This window comes from Vibrio halioticoli NBRC 102217 (assembly GCF_000496695.1).
Taxonomy (GTDB): Bacteria; Pseudomonadota; Gammaproteobacteria; order Enterobacterales; family Vibrionaceae; genus Vibrio; species Vibrio halioticoli.
Window position 1 is genome coordinate 1 of the sequence record NZ_BAUJ01000063.1, and the last position, 18,423, is coordinate 18,423.

Annotated in this window: 12 protein-coding genes; 3 read left to right on the forward strand and 9 right to left on the reverse strand. The window is 44.6% G+C overall.

From position 1 onward, the window contains the following. Positions 1–48: 48 nt before the first annotated feature. From VHA01S_RS15535 to hemL, 9 genes are all read right to left on the reverse strand, one after another. Positions 49–1,044 carry an ABC transporter ATP-binding protein gene (locus tag VHA01S_RS15535; protein WP_023405295.1) on the reverse strand — a complete coding sequence of 332 codons (996 nt, stop codon included), beginning with the start codon at positions 1,042–1,044 and terminating at the stop codon, positions 49–51. Between the two features lie 29 nt (positions 1,045–1,073). Next, complete coding sequence (locus VHA01S_RS15540) at positions 1,074–2,060, reverse strand: ABC transporter ATP-binding protein (RefSeq protein ID WP_023405296.1); 987 nt, start codon at positions 2,058–2,060, stop codon at positions 1,074–1,076. Beyond that, a complete protein-coding gene (locus VHA01S_RS15545; protein ID WP_023405297.1) occupies positions 2,057–3,091 on the reverse strand; it encodes an ABC transporter permease in 1,035 nt (344 codons plus the stop codon). Before VHA01S_RS15545 ends, VHA01S_RS15540 begins: the two co-directional genes overlap by 4 nt. A 1-nt stretch (position 3,092) precedes the next feature. Then, complete coding sequence (locus tag VHA01S_RS15550) at positions 3,093–4,079, reverse strand: ABC transporter permease (RefSeq protein WP_023405298.1); 987 nt, start codon at positions 4,077–4,079, stop codon at positions 3,093–3,095. Between the two features lie 150 nt (positions 4,080–4,229). Further along, complete coding sequence (locus tag VHA01S_RS15555) at positions 4,230–5,903, reverse strand: ABC transporter substrate-binding protein (RefSeq protein WP_023405299.1); 1,674 nt, start codon at positions 5,901–5,903, stop codon at positions 4,230–4,232. A gap of 574 nt (positions 5,904–6,477) precedes the next feature. After that, positions 6,478–9,864: a response regulator gene (locus VHA01S_RS15560; protein WP_023405300.1), complete on the reverse strand. Its 3,387-nt coding sequence runs from the start codon at positions 9,862–9,864 to the stop codon at positions 6,478–6,480. Positions 9,865–9,974: 110 nt separating this feature from the next. Further along, complete coding sequence (rsmC, locus tag VHA01S_RS15565) at positions 9,975–10,994, reverse strand: 16S rRNA (guanine(1207)-N(2))-methyltransferase RsmC (RefSeq protein WP_023405301.1); 1,020 nt, start codon at positions 10,992–10,994, stop codon at positions 9,975–9,977. Positions 10,995–11,006: 12 nt separating this feature from the next. Next, the gene (locus tag VHA01S_RS15570; RefSeq protein WP_039971153.1) at positions 11,007–12,092 is read right to left on the reverse strand and encodes an AI-2E family transporter; all 1,086 of its coding nucleotides are present in this window, start codon (positions 12,090–12,092) and stop codon (positions 11,007–11,009) included. 116 nt (positions 12,093–12,208) lie between these two features. Continuing rightward, positions 12,209–13,495: a glutamate-1-semialdehyde 2,1-aminomutase gene (hemL, locus tag VHA01S_RS15575; protein WP_023405303.1), complete on the reverse strand. Its 1,287-nt coding sequence runs from the start codon at positions 13,493–13,495 to the stop codon at positions 12,209–12,211. A gap of 199 nt (positions 13,496–13,694) precedes the next feature. Between hemL and erpA the strand changes: the two genes are divergently transcribed. The 3 genes from erpA (at position 13,695) to VHA01S_RS15590 (ending at position 18,369) form a co-directional block, all read left to right on the forward strand. Then, a complete protein-coding gene (gene erpA / locus VHA01S_RS15580; protein WP_023405304.1) occupies positions 13,695–14,036 on the forward strand; it encodes an iron-sulfur cluster insertion protein ErpA in 342 nt (113 codons plus the stop codon). A 108-nt stretch (positions 14,037–14,144) separates the two neighbouring features. After that, positions 14,145–15,263, forward strand: coding sequence for an efflux RND transporter periplasmic adaptor subunit (locus tag VHA01S_RS15585; protein WP_023405305.1), 1,119 nt, complete (start codon positions 14,145–14,147; stop codon positions 15,261–15,263). 10 nt (positions 15,264–15,273) lie between these two features. Continuing rightward, positions 15,274–18,369, forward strand: a complete 3,096-nt coding sequence (locus tag VHA01S_RS15590; protein ID WP_023405306.1) for an efflux RND transporter permease subunit — start codon at positions 15,274–15,276, stop codon at positions 18,367–18,369. The last annotated feature ends 54 nt before the right edge of the window (positions 18,370–18,423 follow it).

Sequence of the window (18,423 nt, forward strand, 5' to 3'; positions counted from 1 at the left end):
AAATAAAAGGAGCCTCCGGTTAAGGAGGCTAAAAAAGGAAGGTCACTGTTAACTTTCGTGCAAATAGCAACGAACAAAGTGGTTCTCGGACAGTTGCGTGACCTTAGGGAGTTGCTCTTTACATTTATCAGTCACTTGTTGGCATCGACCTGCAAATGGGCATCCAAAAGATTCTGGCGTCCATAAAGGAATTTCCCCTTTATTTCCTGCAAGCTTAGTATGGATTGATTTTGCTGGATCGGGCACAGCAGAGACTAATAATTGGGTATATGGATGTTGTGGGTTTGCGATAACCTCATCGGTATCTCCCCATTCCACCATATGCCCTACGTACATGACGGCAATGTCTTCGGCAATATAACGAGCGGTGGCAATATCGTGCGTGATGTATAACAGAGACATTTGTTTTTCAAACTTCATCTCTTCCATCAAGTTCAAAACACCGGCGCGTATTGATACATCCAGCATCGAGGTTGGCTCATCGGCCAACACCACCTCAGCCCCGACGGCAATGTTTCTTGCCAAATTGACACGTTGACGCTGTCCACCAGATAACTGATGGGGGAACTTAGCCGCGGTTTCTTTTGGCGGAATCAGTCCCACTTGCTCTAAAAGATCGTGCACTCGTTCTTCGAGCTCTTTTTTATTGCCCGGAGTGACTTTTTTATGGATCAACAGCGGCCTAGCAATATGGTGAAAAATATTATGGGTTGGGTTTAATGACCCAAACGGGTCTTGCCATACCATCTGCACGCCTTCACGGTAGTGCATCAAATCATTTTTCTTTTTGATGGTTTGAATATCGCGTCCACGGTATTCGATACAACCGTCGGTCGGCGGGTACATTTTCGCTATCATTTTAGCGGTAGTGGATTTACCTGAACCCGATTCACCCACCACAGATAAGCCGCGACTTTTGTACATTTTGAACGATACGTCGTTAATGGCGCGCATCATTGGGTTTTTTAGTGCATTACTACTCACAGGAAAGTCTTTAACTAGATTTTTGCCTTCAATGAGTAATTCGCCAGTTGGTTTGCTCATGTTACTTCTCCGAATACGTCTTGTTAGCGTTAGCTGACTTTTTGCTGTGCAATGGGTTCACCAAATAAATGACAGTTAGAAAAACGTTGTGCTTCGATTTGGCGCAACTGAGTTTCTGTTTGTCTACACATTGGCGTCACTTGAGAGCAGCGAGCTTGAAAGCGACATCCTTGTGGAATTTCTAATAAATTCAATGGATTGCCCGGTATTCCCGTTAACTTAGTTTTTGGCCCTGTTAATGGTGGGAAAGAACTGCCCAAACCTTGCGTGTAAGGATGAAAAGGGTTTTCCAATATTTGCTTAGCCGGCGCCACTTCAATCAGTTCGCCTGAGTACATAATTCCGATGCGATCGGAGAACTCAACCATCAAGGATAAATCGTGGGTGATGAATAAAATCGAAAATCCAAACTCTTCTTTTAGGGCGTAGATTTTTTGCAGTATTTCACGTTGCACCACCACATCCAGAGCCGTAGTCGGCTCATCCATGATGATCATTTTCGGGTTGAGCGCTAGCGCTATCGCAATCACCAAGCGTTGACGCATACCACCAGAAAACTGGTGCGGATAGTCACTTAGACGGCTAGGGTGAATGTCGACAATTTCCAACAAACCTTCCGCGCGTTTTAGTGCCTGTTTGCGACTCATTGTTGTGTGGTGCATGAGCACGTCACAAAACTGCTCAGAGATCGGCAATACTGGGTTTAAGGCATTCATAGCACTTTGGAATACCATCGACATTTCATTCCAGCGAAACGCCTGCATGCTTTTGTCGCTGTATTGCAGAATATCTTCACCGTTGAAGATGACTTCTCCGCCAGTGATAAATGCAGGTGGCTTATGTAAGCGCATCAGTGAAAATGCCACGGTGGATTTACCACAGCCAGACTCACCGGCAAGGCCAAATACTTCACCCGGAGCAATGTCAAAGCTGACGTTGTTACACGCGCGAACGTCACCGGCATCAGTAATGTAATCTACACACAGATTACGAACAGAAATTAGTGGATTACTCATGATTGTTCTCCGTGTACTACTTGACGGTTTGCGAGTTCTTCTGGTTGAGGTTTACGCGCTTTTTTATCTTGCGTAGCAAGCTTCTTCCAGCGACGCATTCCTTTGTGAGAGCGAAGTTGCGGGTTAGCAATTTCATCAACAGCAAAGTTAAGCAGTGCCAGTCCTGTGACCAATAAGGTTAAGGCCATACAAGGGGCTAATAGCTCCCACCATGCACCAATAAGCATTGAAGATGAGGTTTGTACGTTGTACAGCATGATGCCCCAACTAATGGTGTTTGGATCGCCCATGCCTAAGAAGGAAATTGTTGCTTCCATCATTACCGCGTACATGACTGAACCGATGAAACTTGCACCTACAATGGAGATCAAGTTAGGTAAAATTTCCACAAAGATAATTCTAAATGAAGACTCACCCAGCACTTCTGCCGCTTTCACAAACTCTTTTTCACGCAGTGCGAGAGTTTGCGAACGAACCACCCTCGCTCCCCACGCCCAGGAGGTGAAACCGATTATGAGGGCAATGGTCAGAGGCCCCGCTTCCCCGATAAAGGCCGCTACCACAAACAGCAATGGATACTGAGGGATGACCAACATTATGTTCATGGCTGCGGTGAGAAATTCATCCACTTTGCCACCAAAGTAGCCGGCAGAAATTCCGATAATTGTTGCTAAGAAACACACGGTTAATCCTGCGCCAAAGCCAACGGCTAACGATACGCGTGCGCCATAGGCAATTTGCGCCCAGACATCACGGCCCATACGAGTTGTGCCAAGGGTATGCTCTGCATCTTTTGACATGCGTAAGGTGCGTTTGTCGTCAGCAAAATTGGTTGCAATCCAACCATCAGGGTTGTTTTGCGCCGCTTTTACTATCATGCCTGGATACTCGTGCGGATTACCGGTACGTTTATCGGGCGCATGTTGGGTGATAAGAGGTGCCGCCAGTGCGATAAATAAGAAAGCGCTTAATATCACCACTCCGATCATCGCCACCGTATTGCCACGGACTAGCTTTAATATGTTTTTCATCTTATTTACCTCCCTTACGTAGGCGAGGATCTAACAGCACATACAGCATGTCTGCGAGTAGGTTAAAGAACAGCATGAACAAGGTCATAATTAACAATTGCCCTTGCAGTACTTGGTAGTCACGCGAGGTAATTGCGTTAAATAGGACCGTCCCTAGTCCTGGGTAATTAAATATGATTTCGATGATAAGCTGGCCACCGATAGCCATACCTAAAGACATTGAAAGGGCGGTAACACTTGGCAATAGTGCGTTACGTGCCGCGTAGTTAAATACCACTCTGTTTTCGCTCAGGCCTTTGCCTTTTGCCATAGTGATATAGTCTTCAGAAAGTAAATTGATCATGTTGTTACGCATGTTTACTAGGAATCCGCCAATCTGCACCAGCGAGGCACAAACCAGAGGTAATACCGCATGATAGGCGACGTTTTTGATGAGCTCCCAGCTGGTCCAATCGGGAGTGACACCAGCGGTATAAGCGTAACCTGTAGGGAACCACTTTAAGCCAATCGCGAAGATAAACATCGCGAGCATGGCAATAACTACCTGCGGCACCGCTTGAATAATGAGCATGCCCGGAGTGATAAAGGTGTCGTATTTGCTGCCTCGTTTCCATGCGGCAAAAATGCCAAGAATGGAACCGATAGAAAACGAAAGAATAACGGCGGTTCCGGCTAGGAATAAAGACCAACCAAAAGCACCACTAAGTAATTCATTCACGCTTAACGGATAAAATTTAATAGAAGTTCCTAGCTCCCAGCTAAGAATGCTCTTCATGTAAGTGAAGTATTGAACCCAAAGCGGCCCATCAACAAAACCAAGCAGTTGGCGCATCGCTTCAATACGTTCTGGAGTAACTTGGGCTGTTGCGTTAGCGAACATCATGGTAACTGGGTCACCGGGCATTGCTCGCGGAATAATGAAATTGATAGTAGCGGCCACTAATAGCGCTATAAAGTAGAACGACAAACGTCTTAGAAAATATCCCATACCTACACCTTAACTATCCGATTTATTGTCCATATATCGAATAAAATCCACCCGTTGAGTGAAAGAATCCCTAACGCAATCGCGTCATAATTATTGTTAACTTTAAAGGGTAATGATGGCGCACCAGGAGGTGCGCCATTTAGAGGTCAATTACTTGACAGGTTTTAAATCTAGTACGTGGAGTAAGCGCTCAGGGATACCGGCCCAAATGTTTGGACGGCCTTGTGCGTTATCTTGAGTCCACCAACCCGTGAATCGAGTTGTGTTGTACTGATAGTTACTTGCTCCAGATAGAACAGGAATCGTTACTTGGTTTTCAGCAATGATGCGCTGAATGCTGTGAGCGATTTCTAACTGCTTGTTCTTGTCTGCTGTTTTGTAGAAGCTGTTAAGTAGGTTATCTAGCTCAGCATTCTTGTAGAAGTGCATTGCAAAGCGAGGCATGCCGCTACCTTCTTGCAGTGCTGAGTTATAAGCACTGTTCCAGTACAAGTGTGGATCTGCACCGTGGAAGTAGTTGGTGTAAGCCACGTCATAGGTTGCGTCTAGCATTGCTTGGTTGTATACCGCAAACTCAGGAGTACGAGCGCGAGACTTGATGCCTACTTCGTTTAGCTGCTCTACAGAAAGCTGTACAGTGTTGTTAAAGTCAGTCCAACCATTTGGCGATTGGATTAGCAATTCAAAAGATTTGCCAGACGGAGTTTCAACAAAACCATCACCATCAAGGTCTTTATAACCTGATTCTTTCAGTAGCTTTTTAGCTTCTTCTGGGTTGTAAGTATTGAATTTCTGATACTTCTTATGCACATTTTCGTCAGACCATGCTTCAAATGCGTAACCAAGACCTGAACCGAAGTCATTGATAGTACCCGCACCGTAGAATGCGATATCGATGATAGTTTGACGGTCGATAGCCATGCCCATTGCACGACGGAAGTTCACATCTGTTAATGCTTCATTCTTAGCTGGATCTGGGTTTTTAAAGTTAACGACCAGTGATTGAGTACCTGCTGGCGGGTACCAGTAACCGTGATTAGGGTTCACAGCTTTGTAGGTACGGTCGATGTCAGGGATAAACGCCGAAGTCCAATCTAGCTCAGAGTTAACGATTTTGCTTAGCAACTGATCGTTGTTAGCAATTTGGGGAACACGTAGACAATCTACATCTAGGTTATCTGCATCCCAGTAATTAGGGTTAGCACACTGGATGTAAAGTTGCGGAGTAAAGGTATCAATTTCAGTGAATGGTCCTGAGCCTACAGGGTTTTCATTGGTGAAAGACGTTGGATCTTCGACTTTAGACCAAACATGCTTAGGTACTACAGGCACTTTAGAAATTTCGTATGGCACATTTGAGTTACCTTCCGTAAGAACGAAACGTACTTCATGGTCGTTTACTTTTTCTACTTTGCTTACCCACTTGTTGATACCTGTTTGGTCCAACGCGGTATTGTTCTTGATAAGCTCGAAAGAGAAAACAACATCATCTGCCGAGAATGCTTTGCCATCTGACCATTTCACGCCCTTACGGATATCAAAAGTCACGCTTTTTAGATCATCAGCCATAGCAAAGTTTTCCGCTAGACGCATAACAGGGGTGTTGCCATGCATCTCATTGAAAACGACTAAAGGCTCATAGATGAAGTCAGTGGTAGTACGAAGATTCGTCGCTAGATAAGGGTTAAAGTTGCGAACCATTGTAGGGTAAAAATCAGGTACGATAGTCAGTTCCGATCTTGCGATTGCTGGAGCTGATATGGCGGTGGCCGCTGTTGCGATTACTACTGTAGCAAGAGCTGTTTTTTTTATATTAGCAAGCATGTTATATCCTTTGTCTCTGTTTGCTTCTTATTATTAAGTAACCAAATTTGATTACCTAGGTTACGGCTTTTACAGTGCCATCCAATGACTCTATGTTTTTACTTATAGGGTATGATGTATCTCGAAGAACCATTGGTTAACGCTAGAATTATCTTTCAAACTAAGATCGTCAATTTACATTCCCGTCAAAAACGTTAAAACAGCGTCAATTGCTGTTAAAAACGTTAAAACAATTATATTTTCAACACATTGCATATTGATGTTATTTCTTTGGATTTGTCTTTTTTGTTGTCTTATGTGAGTGCTTACTATTCTTCTGTTTCTTTTTAAATAAGCTTATCGCTACGCTTTCGTATTGATGTGACTTTGCAAGGAGCAGCAAGTGCGACTTTATTTGTTGGTTAAAAATACAGCGTACAGTTTGTTGTGAGTGTGCTCGCATATTCAAATAAAAGCGCAATTATGAATGAGTTTTAAGAATGGATTTATCTAAATTTGCTAACAGACAGGTTCTTTTTTTAGTGTGTAAAAAAAGAGCCTGTCGCTTAATTAGGGAAGAATGTTGCCGTTGAGGTTACTGAGAAACGATATGCTGTAATTGCTCACGTAGCTCTAGCAGTTGTGCTCGCTGTGCATTGTCGTTATCGCTATTGGCTAGGATAAAGTCTAATGAATTGAGTACCGTGCGCCAGCGAGGCGTTTTAGGTAAAGTTTCAACTCTTAGATATTTATCTAAGGTGCGAGTTTGTAGGGTGCTTCTGTCTAGATACACTCGCCACAAGCCACTTTGTTCAGCAAAAGTAAACTTGCTGTTGCCTTGATGGCTATCCCAATACTCCAATGCACTCGACATGCAATCCACCAACAGCTGACGCATATTTTCTTGTTTGCTCTCTTTGTCATAGTGCATCATTTTCACTAAGCCAGAGAACTCATCTCCAAGCTCTTTGAGCTGTTCTAACTGGGACTTATCGCCGGCAAAGGCGTAATTGGCTAGCGCATCTAATGCGACCTCAAGGTTATTGATTCTTTGGTTTGCTTCATCTGGGCTAAAGTTAAAGATGATCATACCGCGAAGCCCAGTTTCTAGAGGCAGAGTAAAGATATCACTGGCGATCACTTGCTTAGTTCCACCGACGAATAAATCAATATTGACGCTGCGATGTGGCTGATCAAATTGCAGATATTTTGGCGCAATAAACTCTTCTATTTGCGAGCGTTTTATCTGCTCACTAGAGCGCTTAAAGAGGTCGATGGCGGTTTTATTGGCAAAGGTTATCTTGTGGCTTTCATTGATGCAGATGATGGCCTCTGGGGTGCTTTCTAATTGCTCTAGCAATTTAGCTTGAGTTTCCAATAGCAAAGATTCGACCTTTTCCCTTTGCATTAATTCCGCGTTTAGAGATTCATTCTCTTGCTTACGCTCCTCAGAAAGGCTGGCATCAATGTGCACTTGAATACGCGCAGACAACTCTTGTTTATTGAAAGGTTTAACTAAGTAGTCGTTAGCGCCACATTCAAAGCCTTTGATCTTATCTTCATTTTGTCCAAGCGCGGTGAGCATAATGATGGGAAGTTCATTGTAGGAATACAGCTCGCGTAAGTACTTACATACCTCAAATCCGCTGAGCTCTGGCATCATGATATCGAGTAGTAAAATATCAGGCTTTTCTTGCGCGATGATATCGAGTACCTGTCGCCCATTGGTAGCGCTAATTACGCTATAACCTTCAATGCGTAAAAAGCTTTCCAGTACTTTTAAATTAACAGGCTCATCATCAGCAATTAACACTCGTTTACCGTTGCTGTTATTGAGTTGAGGCTGTGAAGGCTCTTCAAATAAGATGTCTTCACGGGTGTAGTGTACCACTTCTCGATTGCTATCAAAGGCTTGCAGTTGTTCTTCATTGGCAAGCGGAAGGCGCATAGTAAAGGTGGTGCCTAGCATAGGCTGACTGCTGACGCTAAGCTCGCCATGCATGATTTCTATCAATTGTTTACTGATGGATAAACCTAGTCCCGTACCTTGATGGTAACTCGTTGAATGCCCTTGGATCAGCGGCTCAAAGATATGTTCAAGATCCTCTTGAGCAATGCCATGCCCGGTATCGATAACTTGCACTTTCAAGGCATCACCATCGGGCTCGGCGGTCAAAATGATTTTGCCTTCGTTGGTAAACTTCATCGCGTTACCCACGAGGTTATATAGGATTTGCTCTAATCTTTGTGGATCTGCGCTGACCATAGGCAGATCATCACCAATTTGATTAATAATACGCACCGGTTTCTTATCAATTAAATGCTTAGAGAGTTCGATCACCAATTGTGATGTTAAAGCCAGAGATACCGCCATTGACTCAAGCTTTAATTGTCCGTACTGCATTTTGTGATAATCCAAAAGATCATCCACCAAGTTCGACAGTCTATGCCCGCTATTGATGATAATTTCTAATTGATAGCGTTGCGCCGCAGGGATGCTGCCATGAGCCTCACCTATGATGGCTTGTGCAACACCAATCATGCCGTGTAGAGGGGTGCGTAGTTCGTGAGATGTCGTGGCAAGAAACTCATCTTTTAACTTATCTGCTCGCTGCAACTCTTTGTTTTGAATGGCAATGGTTTCTAAGTTGTAGGCGAGCTCTTTGTTTTGTTGATGGATAAGATCAATTTTCTCTCGAATCGATCGCTGCATACGCTCAAAGCTAATCGCAAGGCGACCTATTTCATCTTCGTGCTCGGTACCTTCAACGTGCTCATTAAGATCACCGGTAGAGATACGCTCTGCTGTCCATGCCAATTTGAGTAGCGGACGAGTAATGAAGTTCGACAAATAATGTGAGCAAATGACAATGCCGACAGTCACGCTCAGTACGATAAATAAAAAGATAGAGTAGAGTTTATTCACCCGAGAAAAGGCGATGTTTTCGGGTGTCTCCGCAATAACCGCCCATTTCAAATCGTGAATATAAAGAGGCGAATAAGCGGCAATCATGCTTTGGCCTTTGGCGTTAGAATAGGTTTCAACTTGGTTGATCCCTTGCAGTGCTTTTTCGGTGATAAAACTGCTTTTTTCTACGTTTTTAGCGGCAGTTTGAGTTAAGAATTTATGCGATTCATCAATCAATAATAGCTTGGGATAGCCGCTATTGGTGTTGTCGATCAGGTGCGTTAAAGAGGAGAGTGGTAAGCGGAAAAATGCATAGCTGTGCAGGTATCCCTGCTGCACGATAGGGGCGGCAAACCAAGCGACTTCTTTATCATCATGAGAGTTTGAGTCCTTGGCAAAATCGCTCATTAATACAATATCATTGTATTTATCGAAGGTGTTTTTATTGGTTTTTACGTAACTCTTTAATCGTTGAAATAACACACCTAAGTTGCTGTCTTTATAAGGCCCAGTATTTAAATTGGTAGAATAGTAATTATGTTTTTGCACTGAATAGGCGACATTACCATCGAGATCTACCAAGGCAAGATCGTCAAAATCAGAACGCTGTAACAGACTTTGATAGGTTGAGTGATAGCGAGTATGTAATAGTTGATAGCGCCTTACGCTAAGGTAATTGCTGTTTTCTTTAGCGGTTTGCGCATTGACCTTATCTCCAGAACCTGGAATGTATTGCTGCTGACCAATTAGTCGAGATGTCTCAATATCAGGGCCTAGGCGTCGAAAAGAGTCAATCAACCCGTAAAAACGTCCACCACTGGCATAAGCAAGTTCGGAATGAACAAAACCAATCACTTCTGAGTCTAGGTTTTTGACGTAGGCGGTTACTTGAGTGGTGGTGCCATCTCTCATCGAAGTTAAATAGGTTTTGCTCTGCTCTTGAAGATCTTCAATATGAGATTGAAGAAAAAAGAACGCAATGAGCAGCATTGGGGGAAGGCTAACCAACAAAAAGGCACCCATTAAGGTACTTTTCAGTCGTTTAAACTTTGGTCGAGAGGGATGTTTTGACATAAGGTACGGATTTAAGCCCGGATAATAAGATCACCATTGCTGAAATGTACTAGCCAATTAAAGTGAGGCAAGCAAACGCTTAGAAAAGCGTGTTGCCTCACACAGTTTTATTATTTCGTTGCGTGATAGATCGCGAACTTATTGGTTTTATTTAGAGTGTCACAATTGCCAAATGCACTTTCAATTATCGGTGGATACTTTAAAAAGCTATTGGCAACAATCAATAACTTACCATTTCTTGAAAGATGCTTGGGAGCCTCTTTTAAAAGTGTTTCCGTTGCGCTGTAGCTAGTGTCTAAACCTGAATGAAAAGGAGGGTTGCTGACAATAAATTGATAGTCTTTGCTAGCTTGTGAGTAGACGTCGGTGGCAAACACTTTACCTGTAATGCCGTTCGCGTCTAGGGTGCGTTTACTGGATTCCACAGCAAATGCGCTCACATCGCACATCTCTAATTCAATGCTCGGGTTTTGCAATGCCATTGCCGCGCCGATGATGCCAGCGCCACAGCCAAAGTCTAATACCTTGCCGCTAAGTTTTGGTAAGTTGGCCAGCAGTAGTTTAGTGCCTAAATCAAATTCACCATGGCTAAATACGCCCGGTAAACTTTGCACTTCTAAAGATAGCCCGGCTAATTCCACTGGATAAGACTTGAAGTAACTGTCGACATTAAAGTGTTGTGGAGGTGTTTGGCTGACTCCTGCATAAAAAGAGCAGCGTCTGGCTGAGTCATACTTCGTCATAGGGCCAAAGTTGGCGAACATTTTTTCAATGCTCTTAACCCCAGAGCGGTTTTCGCCGACCACGATTACTTCGGTTTCTGGCGCCAGTTTGCTGAGCATCATATCCAATAGATATTGCGCTTCGCTTTTGGCTTTTGGCCAGTACAGCAATAGTAAATTGGCATCGTTAGCATTATTAAATTCAATGCCAAACTGACTGTCTATACCAATAGCTTGCATCTGCTGATGGTAGCCATAGTGGGTGGTAAATACGGTGACCGATTCCGCGTGTTGCAGCAGTTGTTTTGGAAACTGATCTTCAGCTTCACCTGCGATAACGATGCGTTTACCTGCAAAGTAAGCAAGTTGACGTTCGGCGATTTGACTTGGGGCGGTGTAGACACTCATATTTTACTCTTACTAGTTGTTATCTTGCTTATCAAGGAAGTCGTTAAACTCCTCTTCATACATGGTGAACAGCACCATAGTAATGGCGAAGATCAGCGGGCCGTAGATTAAACCAATTAAGCCGAAAACATGCAAACCGCCAAGCAAAGAAAAGAAGATCATTAAGGTATTCATGCCTGCGCTGCCCTGCATCAGCAGTGGACGCAAGATGTTGTCGATAGAGCCAACCACAGCTACAGACCAGATCAATAGGAATATGGCCCAACCAGTATCGCCAATCAACAGCAAATACAAACAAGCAGGAATCCAAATCAGCGCGGTGCCAATCACAGGCACAAACGAGGCAAAGCCCATCATAGTACCCCAAAATAGTCCGGGGAAGCCCACCAGCCACATGGCAAACCCGCCGGCAACACCTTGCGCTATTGCGGTCAGAAACGAGCCCATGACTGCAGATTTAGAGACTTTTTCTATCTCATCCAGTAATCGGTCTTCTTGAGAGCGTGATAGCGGGATGATATGACGCATGGCTGAGATGATTCGCTCATGGTCGCGCAGTAAGAAAAACAGCACGAATAACATCAAACCAAAGTTCATCAAAAAGCTGGTGGCACTGCCGACCACAGAAGCGCTAATGCCGACCAAATGTGTTCCAAAGGAACTGGCAAGCTCGGCAACTTTCTGTGCAATCTCAGCAGGCTCTAAGGTATCAAATGGCAGGTAGCTATTGGCAAAATTAAATATTTTGACGATAAAGGGTTGTGAGAGCAGATCTTGTACGCCGCCGTCCGATACCCAATGGTACACCCCTTGAGAAAAAGAAGAGCCTTGTTGGACGATGGCGGTAAAAACCAATAGTAATGGAATAACAATAATGACGGTAAGAATCACGCACGACAGTAGCGCCGAGGTATTTCTCATGCTCGGCATTTTCTTGTCTAGACGTTCATGGATAGGGAACATCAACAGCGAAATAATAAATGCCATCACAATGGAATTCACATACGGTCTTATTAAGACAAAACAAGCATACGCAAAAAACAGTAAAGCGATAATTAACAGCCACTGGCTGGAGGTAAGCTGAATTCTTCTAGGCACGTTAAACCGACTACTTATTAGTGTTTGTGAAGATAAATCATAGCGTTATGCAACTTGAATCGCTACAAATAAAAAAAGGAGCCTTGCGGCTCCTCTTAAACAAAACAGCAGAAGTGTTAAGCGGCGAGAGCGGCAAAACAGCGATCAGCTGCAGCTAATGTTTGTTCAATATCTTCATCGGTATGCGAAAGTGACGTAAAGCTGGCTTCAAAAGCAGAAGGAGCAAGGTATACACCTTCTTCAAGCATTAAGTGGAAGAAACGCTTAAATTGCTCAACGTCGCACTTTGCCACTTCGTCATAGCAAGTCACTTGTGCTTGATCGGTAAAGAAGAAACCAAACATGCCACCGACTTGGCTAACGAGCAGTGGAATGCCGTGCTTGTCCGCTTTTGCTTTAAAGCCGGTCGCTAATTTTGCAGTGATTTCGTTTAGACGCTCTGCATTGCCCGCTTGTGAAAGCTGAGTCAAACATGCGTAGCCTGCAGCCATGGCTATTGGGTTGCCTGATAGCGTACCAGCTTGGTAAACAGGGCCCGTTGGCGCAATGTGTTGCATGACGTCTTTACGGCCACCAAAAGCGCCGACAGGCATGCCACCACCAATCACTTTACCTAGAGTGGTTAAGTCAGGTTTTACCTTGTAGTGAGCTTGTGCACAGCCCAGTGCGACGCGAAAGCCGGTCATGACTTCATCAAAAATCAGTAGTGCGCCATTTTGGTCGCAGATATCACGCAGACCTTGTAGGAAACCATCAACTGGTGGAATGCAGTTCATGTTGCCGGCTACAGGCTCAACAATGATGCAAGAAATTTGCTCAGGGTTTGCATCAAACAGTGCTTGTACCGATTCAAGGTTATTAAAAGTGGCAGTTAAAGTGTGTTTTGCAAAATCTTCTGGTACGCCAGGAGAGCTTGGCTGTCCAAGAGTCAGAGCGCCAGAACCTGCTTTTACCAATAGGCTATCAGCATGACCGTGATAGCAACCTTCAAATTTCATGATTTTGTCACGGCCGGTGTAGCCACGAGCGAGACGAATTGCGCTCATGGTCGCTTCAGTGCCTGAACTCACCATACGCAGTTGTTCCATAGAAGGAACTAGCGATGAAACCAGTTTAGCCATATTGATTTCAAGCTCGGTTGGCGCACCAAAACTTAGACCACGTTGCGCCGCTTCAACAACCGCATCACGGATAGCGCTGTTGTTGTGACCTAAAATCATAGGTCCCCAAGAGCCTACATAATCGATATACGCTTTATCGTCAGCGTCATAAATACGGCATCCATCTGCTCGTTCAATGAACAGGGGAGAACCGCCTACACCGTTGAAAGCTCGTACTGGAGAGTTTACGCCACCGGGAATAATGGCTTGGGCTTGTTGATAAAGTGCTTCTGACTTGCTCATTTAGAGGATCCTTGCTTTTCGAATAGCATTTTGAGAATGACAGCATTGTAATAAATATTGCTGACAAGTCTAACGCTTGTGTCGCACTATTAGGTTAAGTACAAAGATTACAATACTTGAACACTTTGCTCAGGTATTACATAATCAGCAGATCAAAACCGCTATTTTTAGCGGCTACATCGAATAAAGAGAGGTCTCGGTGAGCGAATTAAATGTCCCTTTGAATTTTTCTGACGCAGCAGCAGCTCGCGTTAAAGTATTGATTACAGAGGAAGAAAACCCAGAACTTAAACTACGAGTGTACATCACTGGTGGTGGTTGTAGCGGTTTTCAATACGGCTTTACCTTCGATGAAAAGGTAAATGAAGGCGATGCCATTATTGTTAAAGATGAAGTGACTTTAGTGGTCGATCCTATGTCTTTACAGTATCTAATTGGTGGTACGGTTGATTATACCGAAGGTTTAGAAGGTGCACGCTTCTTCATCAACAACCCTAATGCAACAACAACCTGTGGTTGTGGAGCTTCATTTAGCGTGTGATCCCTCCCTCAGTAATGACAGGCAAATATCGGTACACTGATCTTTAGCAAAGGTGTGCCGTAAAACAATGTGGCAAGGTCGCCCGTTGGTAATTAAAAGGATTTAATTATGCCGTTACAAAGGACCAGGCAGCTGTTTGCTCAGTATCCTTGGATTATCTCACTTATTCTCATTATTGCTTTGGGCGCTTGGCTTTTAGTCGGTGTGCTTGGTGATAAGTCATCTACCGCAACACCCTCTGAATCTTCTTCTGCAAATACCACGAATACTTCAGCAAGTAACGATCAAGCTGTGCCACTGGCAAAAGTGGTGGTGTCTCACTTTAAAGCAGAACCCATAGCTAAAAAAATAGATCTGTATGGACGCACTGCGCCCAATCGTGATGTTGAGTTAAGCGCAGAGTTGGCAGGCAAAATTGACCAATTAAAAGTGCGCAAAGGTGAAGTGGTCAAGCGTGGTCAAATTATTGCGACCATAGATAAAGGGGATCTAGATATCCAGTTAGAGCGCGCTGTTGCGCTATTGCGGGTAAAACAAAAAGAGCTCAATGCTGCCACTACCTTAAAAAAACGCGGTTTACAGAACGAAGTTGCTTTTACTAACGCTGAAGCTGAATTAGCCAATGCCAAAGCAAGCGTCGCCAACGTAAAATTGGGGCTTAAAAACAGCATTATTCGTGCGCCGTTTGCCGGGGTTATTGATCGTTTACACGTTGAACTCGGTGATTATGTAGCGCGAGGGGATCAAGTCGCGCATCTTATCGATCTTGATAAGTTAGTTATTGAAGCTGACCTTAGTGAGCGCCATATTCAGCAGGTCAAGCAGGGCAGTCGCGCCTATATCACTTTGCTTGGCGGTGAGAAAATAGAAGGCGTATTACGCTACGTTTCTCGCAACTCATCGGTGACCACCAACACTTTTCCTATCGAAATAGAAATTGCCAATAAAGCGCAGCGACTCCCCTCTGGCGTGAGCGCAGAAGTGGAGCTAAAGCTTGCAACCAAAATGGCTGTCAAGGTAACGCCTGCCATGCTGGCGTTAAATGAAAAAGGTGAGCTAGGGGTGAAAACCCTGCAAGAAGATCACATTCGTTTTGTTGGCATCCAAATAGTCAAAGCCGAAAAAGAAGGGGTTTGGCTCAGTGGTTTGGGCGATAGCGTTGATATCGTCACCAAAGGACAAGGTTTTGTGCGCGATGGCGATCCTGTTATCGCCATCAAAGAATAGAGGGTAGAGTATGCTTGCCATTATTGATGCCGCTCTATCTCGTAGCCGCACGGTGCTCACCTTACTGGTGATGCTGATCATTGCCGGCGTGTACACCTATATCACCATCCCTAAAGAATCCAGCCCTGATATTACCATTCCTATTATTTATGTGTCTGTTGGTCATCAAGGTATTTCTCCTCTTGATGCCGAGCGGATGTTAGTGCGCCCTATAGAGCAAGAACTGCGCTCGATTGAGGGTGTAAAAAAGATGACTTCGGTGGCGTCTGAAGGGCATGGCTCGGTCACGTTAGAGTTTGTGGCGGGGAGTGATTTAGACAAAGCCATGACCGATGTGCGTGAAGCGGTGGATTTGGTGAAATCAAAACTGCCGGATGACAGTGACGATCCGACCGTTAATGAAGTCACCTTAGCCAGCGAACAACCGATTTTATCGGTAGCACTGTACGGCACTGTTCCTGAGCGAACCATAGTGCAAATTGGCCGCCAAATTCAAGATAAGCTCGAGAGCTTCAAGCAAATACTGGAAGTGGATATTGCTGGCGATAGAGAAGATATTGTGGAAGTGATTGTCGATCCTTTACTGATGGAGAGTTACGGATTAGATCAAGGGGATATCTATAATCTGATTGCCGCCAGTAACCGAGTGGTAGCCGCAGGCTTTGTCGATACCGGCTATGGGCGTTTTTCTGTAAAAGTGCCCTCGGTATTCTCCTCTTTGAAAGACGTACTAGAGTTACCCGTTAAGGTTGATGGTAAGCAAGTGGTTACTTTTGGTGATGTGGCCTCGGTGCGCCGCTCTTTTCGTGACCCAGAAAGCTTTGCTCGCTTAGAAGGGGAAAGCGCGGTTGTTTTAGACGTTAAAAAGCGGGCGGGCGAGAACATTATCCAGTCGGTTGATATTGTTAAAGCAGTATTAGCCGAAGCGCAGAAAATGCCAGACTGGCCAAGTAATCTGTTGGTCAAATACACCTATGATGGTTCTAAAGACGTCGATCAGATGTTGACGGATCTGCAAAATAACGTGCTATCAGCCATTATTTTGGTGGTGATCGTCATTATCGCTATTTTAGGCGTGCGCACCGCGTTATTAGTGGGGATATCTATTCCCGGCTCTTTTCTGACAGGCTTGTTGGTGCTGTCGGTATTTGGTTTAACCGTCAATATTGTGGTGCTGTTTTCTTTGATCATGGCCGTTGGCATGTTGGTCGATGGCGCTATTGTGGTGACGGAATTTGCTGACCGAAAAATGCAAGAAGGTGCGCCTCGCAAAGAAGCGTATCGTGACGCCGCCAAACGCATGGCATGGCCGATCACCGCCTCGACGGCGACCACTTTAGCCGCCTTTGCGCCCCTGTTATTTTGGCCTGATACCACAGGCGAGTTTATGAAATACTTGCCGTTAACCTTGATTGCTACTTTGAGTGCATCTTTGGTGATGGCGTTAGTATTTGTACCTGTGTTGGGCAGTTTAATCGGCAAACCGCAATACATGAATGCACACACTCAAACGCGCATGCAGCAGCTACATGACGGAGATTTCTCTAAAGCAACCGGTATGACTAAGCTGTATTTTAATACGCTCTCATTAGCCATTAAGCATCCTATTAAAGTGTTGCTGAGCGCGATTTTGCTAGCGGGTGCTGTGGGCGTGGCATACAACAAAGCCGGTTTAGGCGCCGAGTTTTTCCCTGAAGTAGACCCGCCGTATTTTAATATTAAAGTGCGCTCGCATGGCGATCTGTCGATCGTGGAAAAAGATCACATCATGCGCGATATCGAAAAAGAGATTATTGGTCATCCCGAGTTAGAAAGTGTTTATACCCGTACCGGAGGCAAAGATGAGATTGGTACTATTCAGATTACGCCTGTGGATTGGCAAGATCGCCGCTCGGTAAAAGAGATCATCGAGCAACTAAGGCAAAAAACTGATCAATTTGCTGGGGTTGAAATTGAGTATAAATTCCCTGATGCCGGGCCTCCGGTGGAAAACGATCTGGTCATCGAAGTGACCTCTCGCGATCCTAGTGCATTGGATGCAGCTGCTAAACAAATTCGCTTATGGGCAGATGCTAATGAAGCGCTGACCAATGTCAGTGATAACTCCAGTAAAGAAGGCATCGACTGGACGATAGATGTCAATCGCGCTAATGCCGCGCGTTTTGGCGCAGATGCGTCATTGGTTGGAAACACGGTGCAGTTTGTAACTAATGGATTGAAAATAGGCGATTATCTGCCTGATGACACCGATGATGAAGTTGATATTTTGGTGCGCTATCCAGAAGACAAAAGAGACATTGGGCGCTTTGATGAGTTAAGAGTGAAAACAGCGCTAGGGCTTATTCCGATCACTAACTTTGCTCAGGTAAAACCTGAGCCTAAGCAAGACACTATTAATCGTTTAGATGGCAAGCGTATTGTGAACGTGGTCGCTGATATGAGAGAAGGCTATAACCTAGCGATTGAATTGCCCAAGATTAAGCAAGCGTTACAAGCCTTAAACCTGCCAGCCAATGTCGAAATTAGCATTAAAGGACAAAACGAAGAGCAGCAAAATTCCTCCAACTTTTTACAGTCTGCCTTTTTAGCCGCACTGGCGGTAATGGCGCTGATTTTAATTACCCAATTTAATAGCTTTTATCAGGCGTTTTTAATTCTCAGCGCAGTGCTGTTTTCAACAGTAGGGGTGTTTGCTGGACTGCTGATCTTCCAGCGTCCGTTTGGCATTGTCATGTCAGGCATAGGGGTGATTGCGCTGGCTGGGATTGTGGTGAACAACAATATAGTATTGATTGATACCTTTAACCAGTTGCGCAGACGCGGTTTATCTAAAGAAGAGGCCATTTTACGTACGGGCGTACAGCGTTTGCGTCCGGTCATGTTAACCACAGTAACCACTATCTTAGGCTTAATGCCAATGGTGCTGCAGACCAACGTTGATCTGATTAATCAAAAAATAGAGATAGGCGCACCCAGTACTCAGTGGTGGACACAACTGGCGACTGCTATCGCGGGAGGCTTGGCATTTGCCACTGTATTAACCTTAGTACTCACGCCATGCCTGCTGATGTTTGGTAGGAAAGTGGTTGGAGAAAAGAGTGTATAAACTGCTCGATACACTCAATAAAACAAGGGGCGAGTAAATTCGCCCCTTATCTGC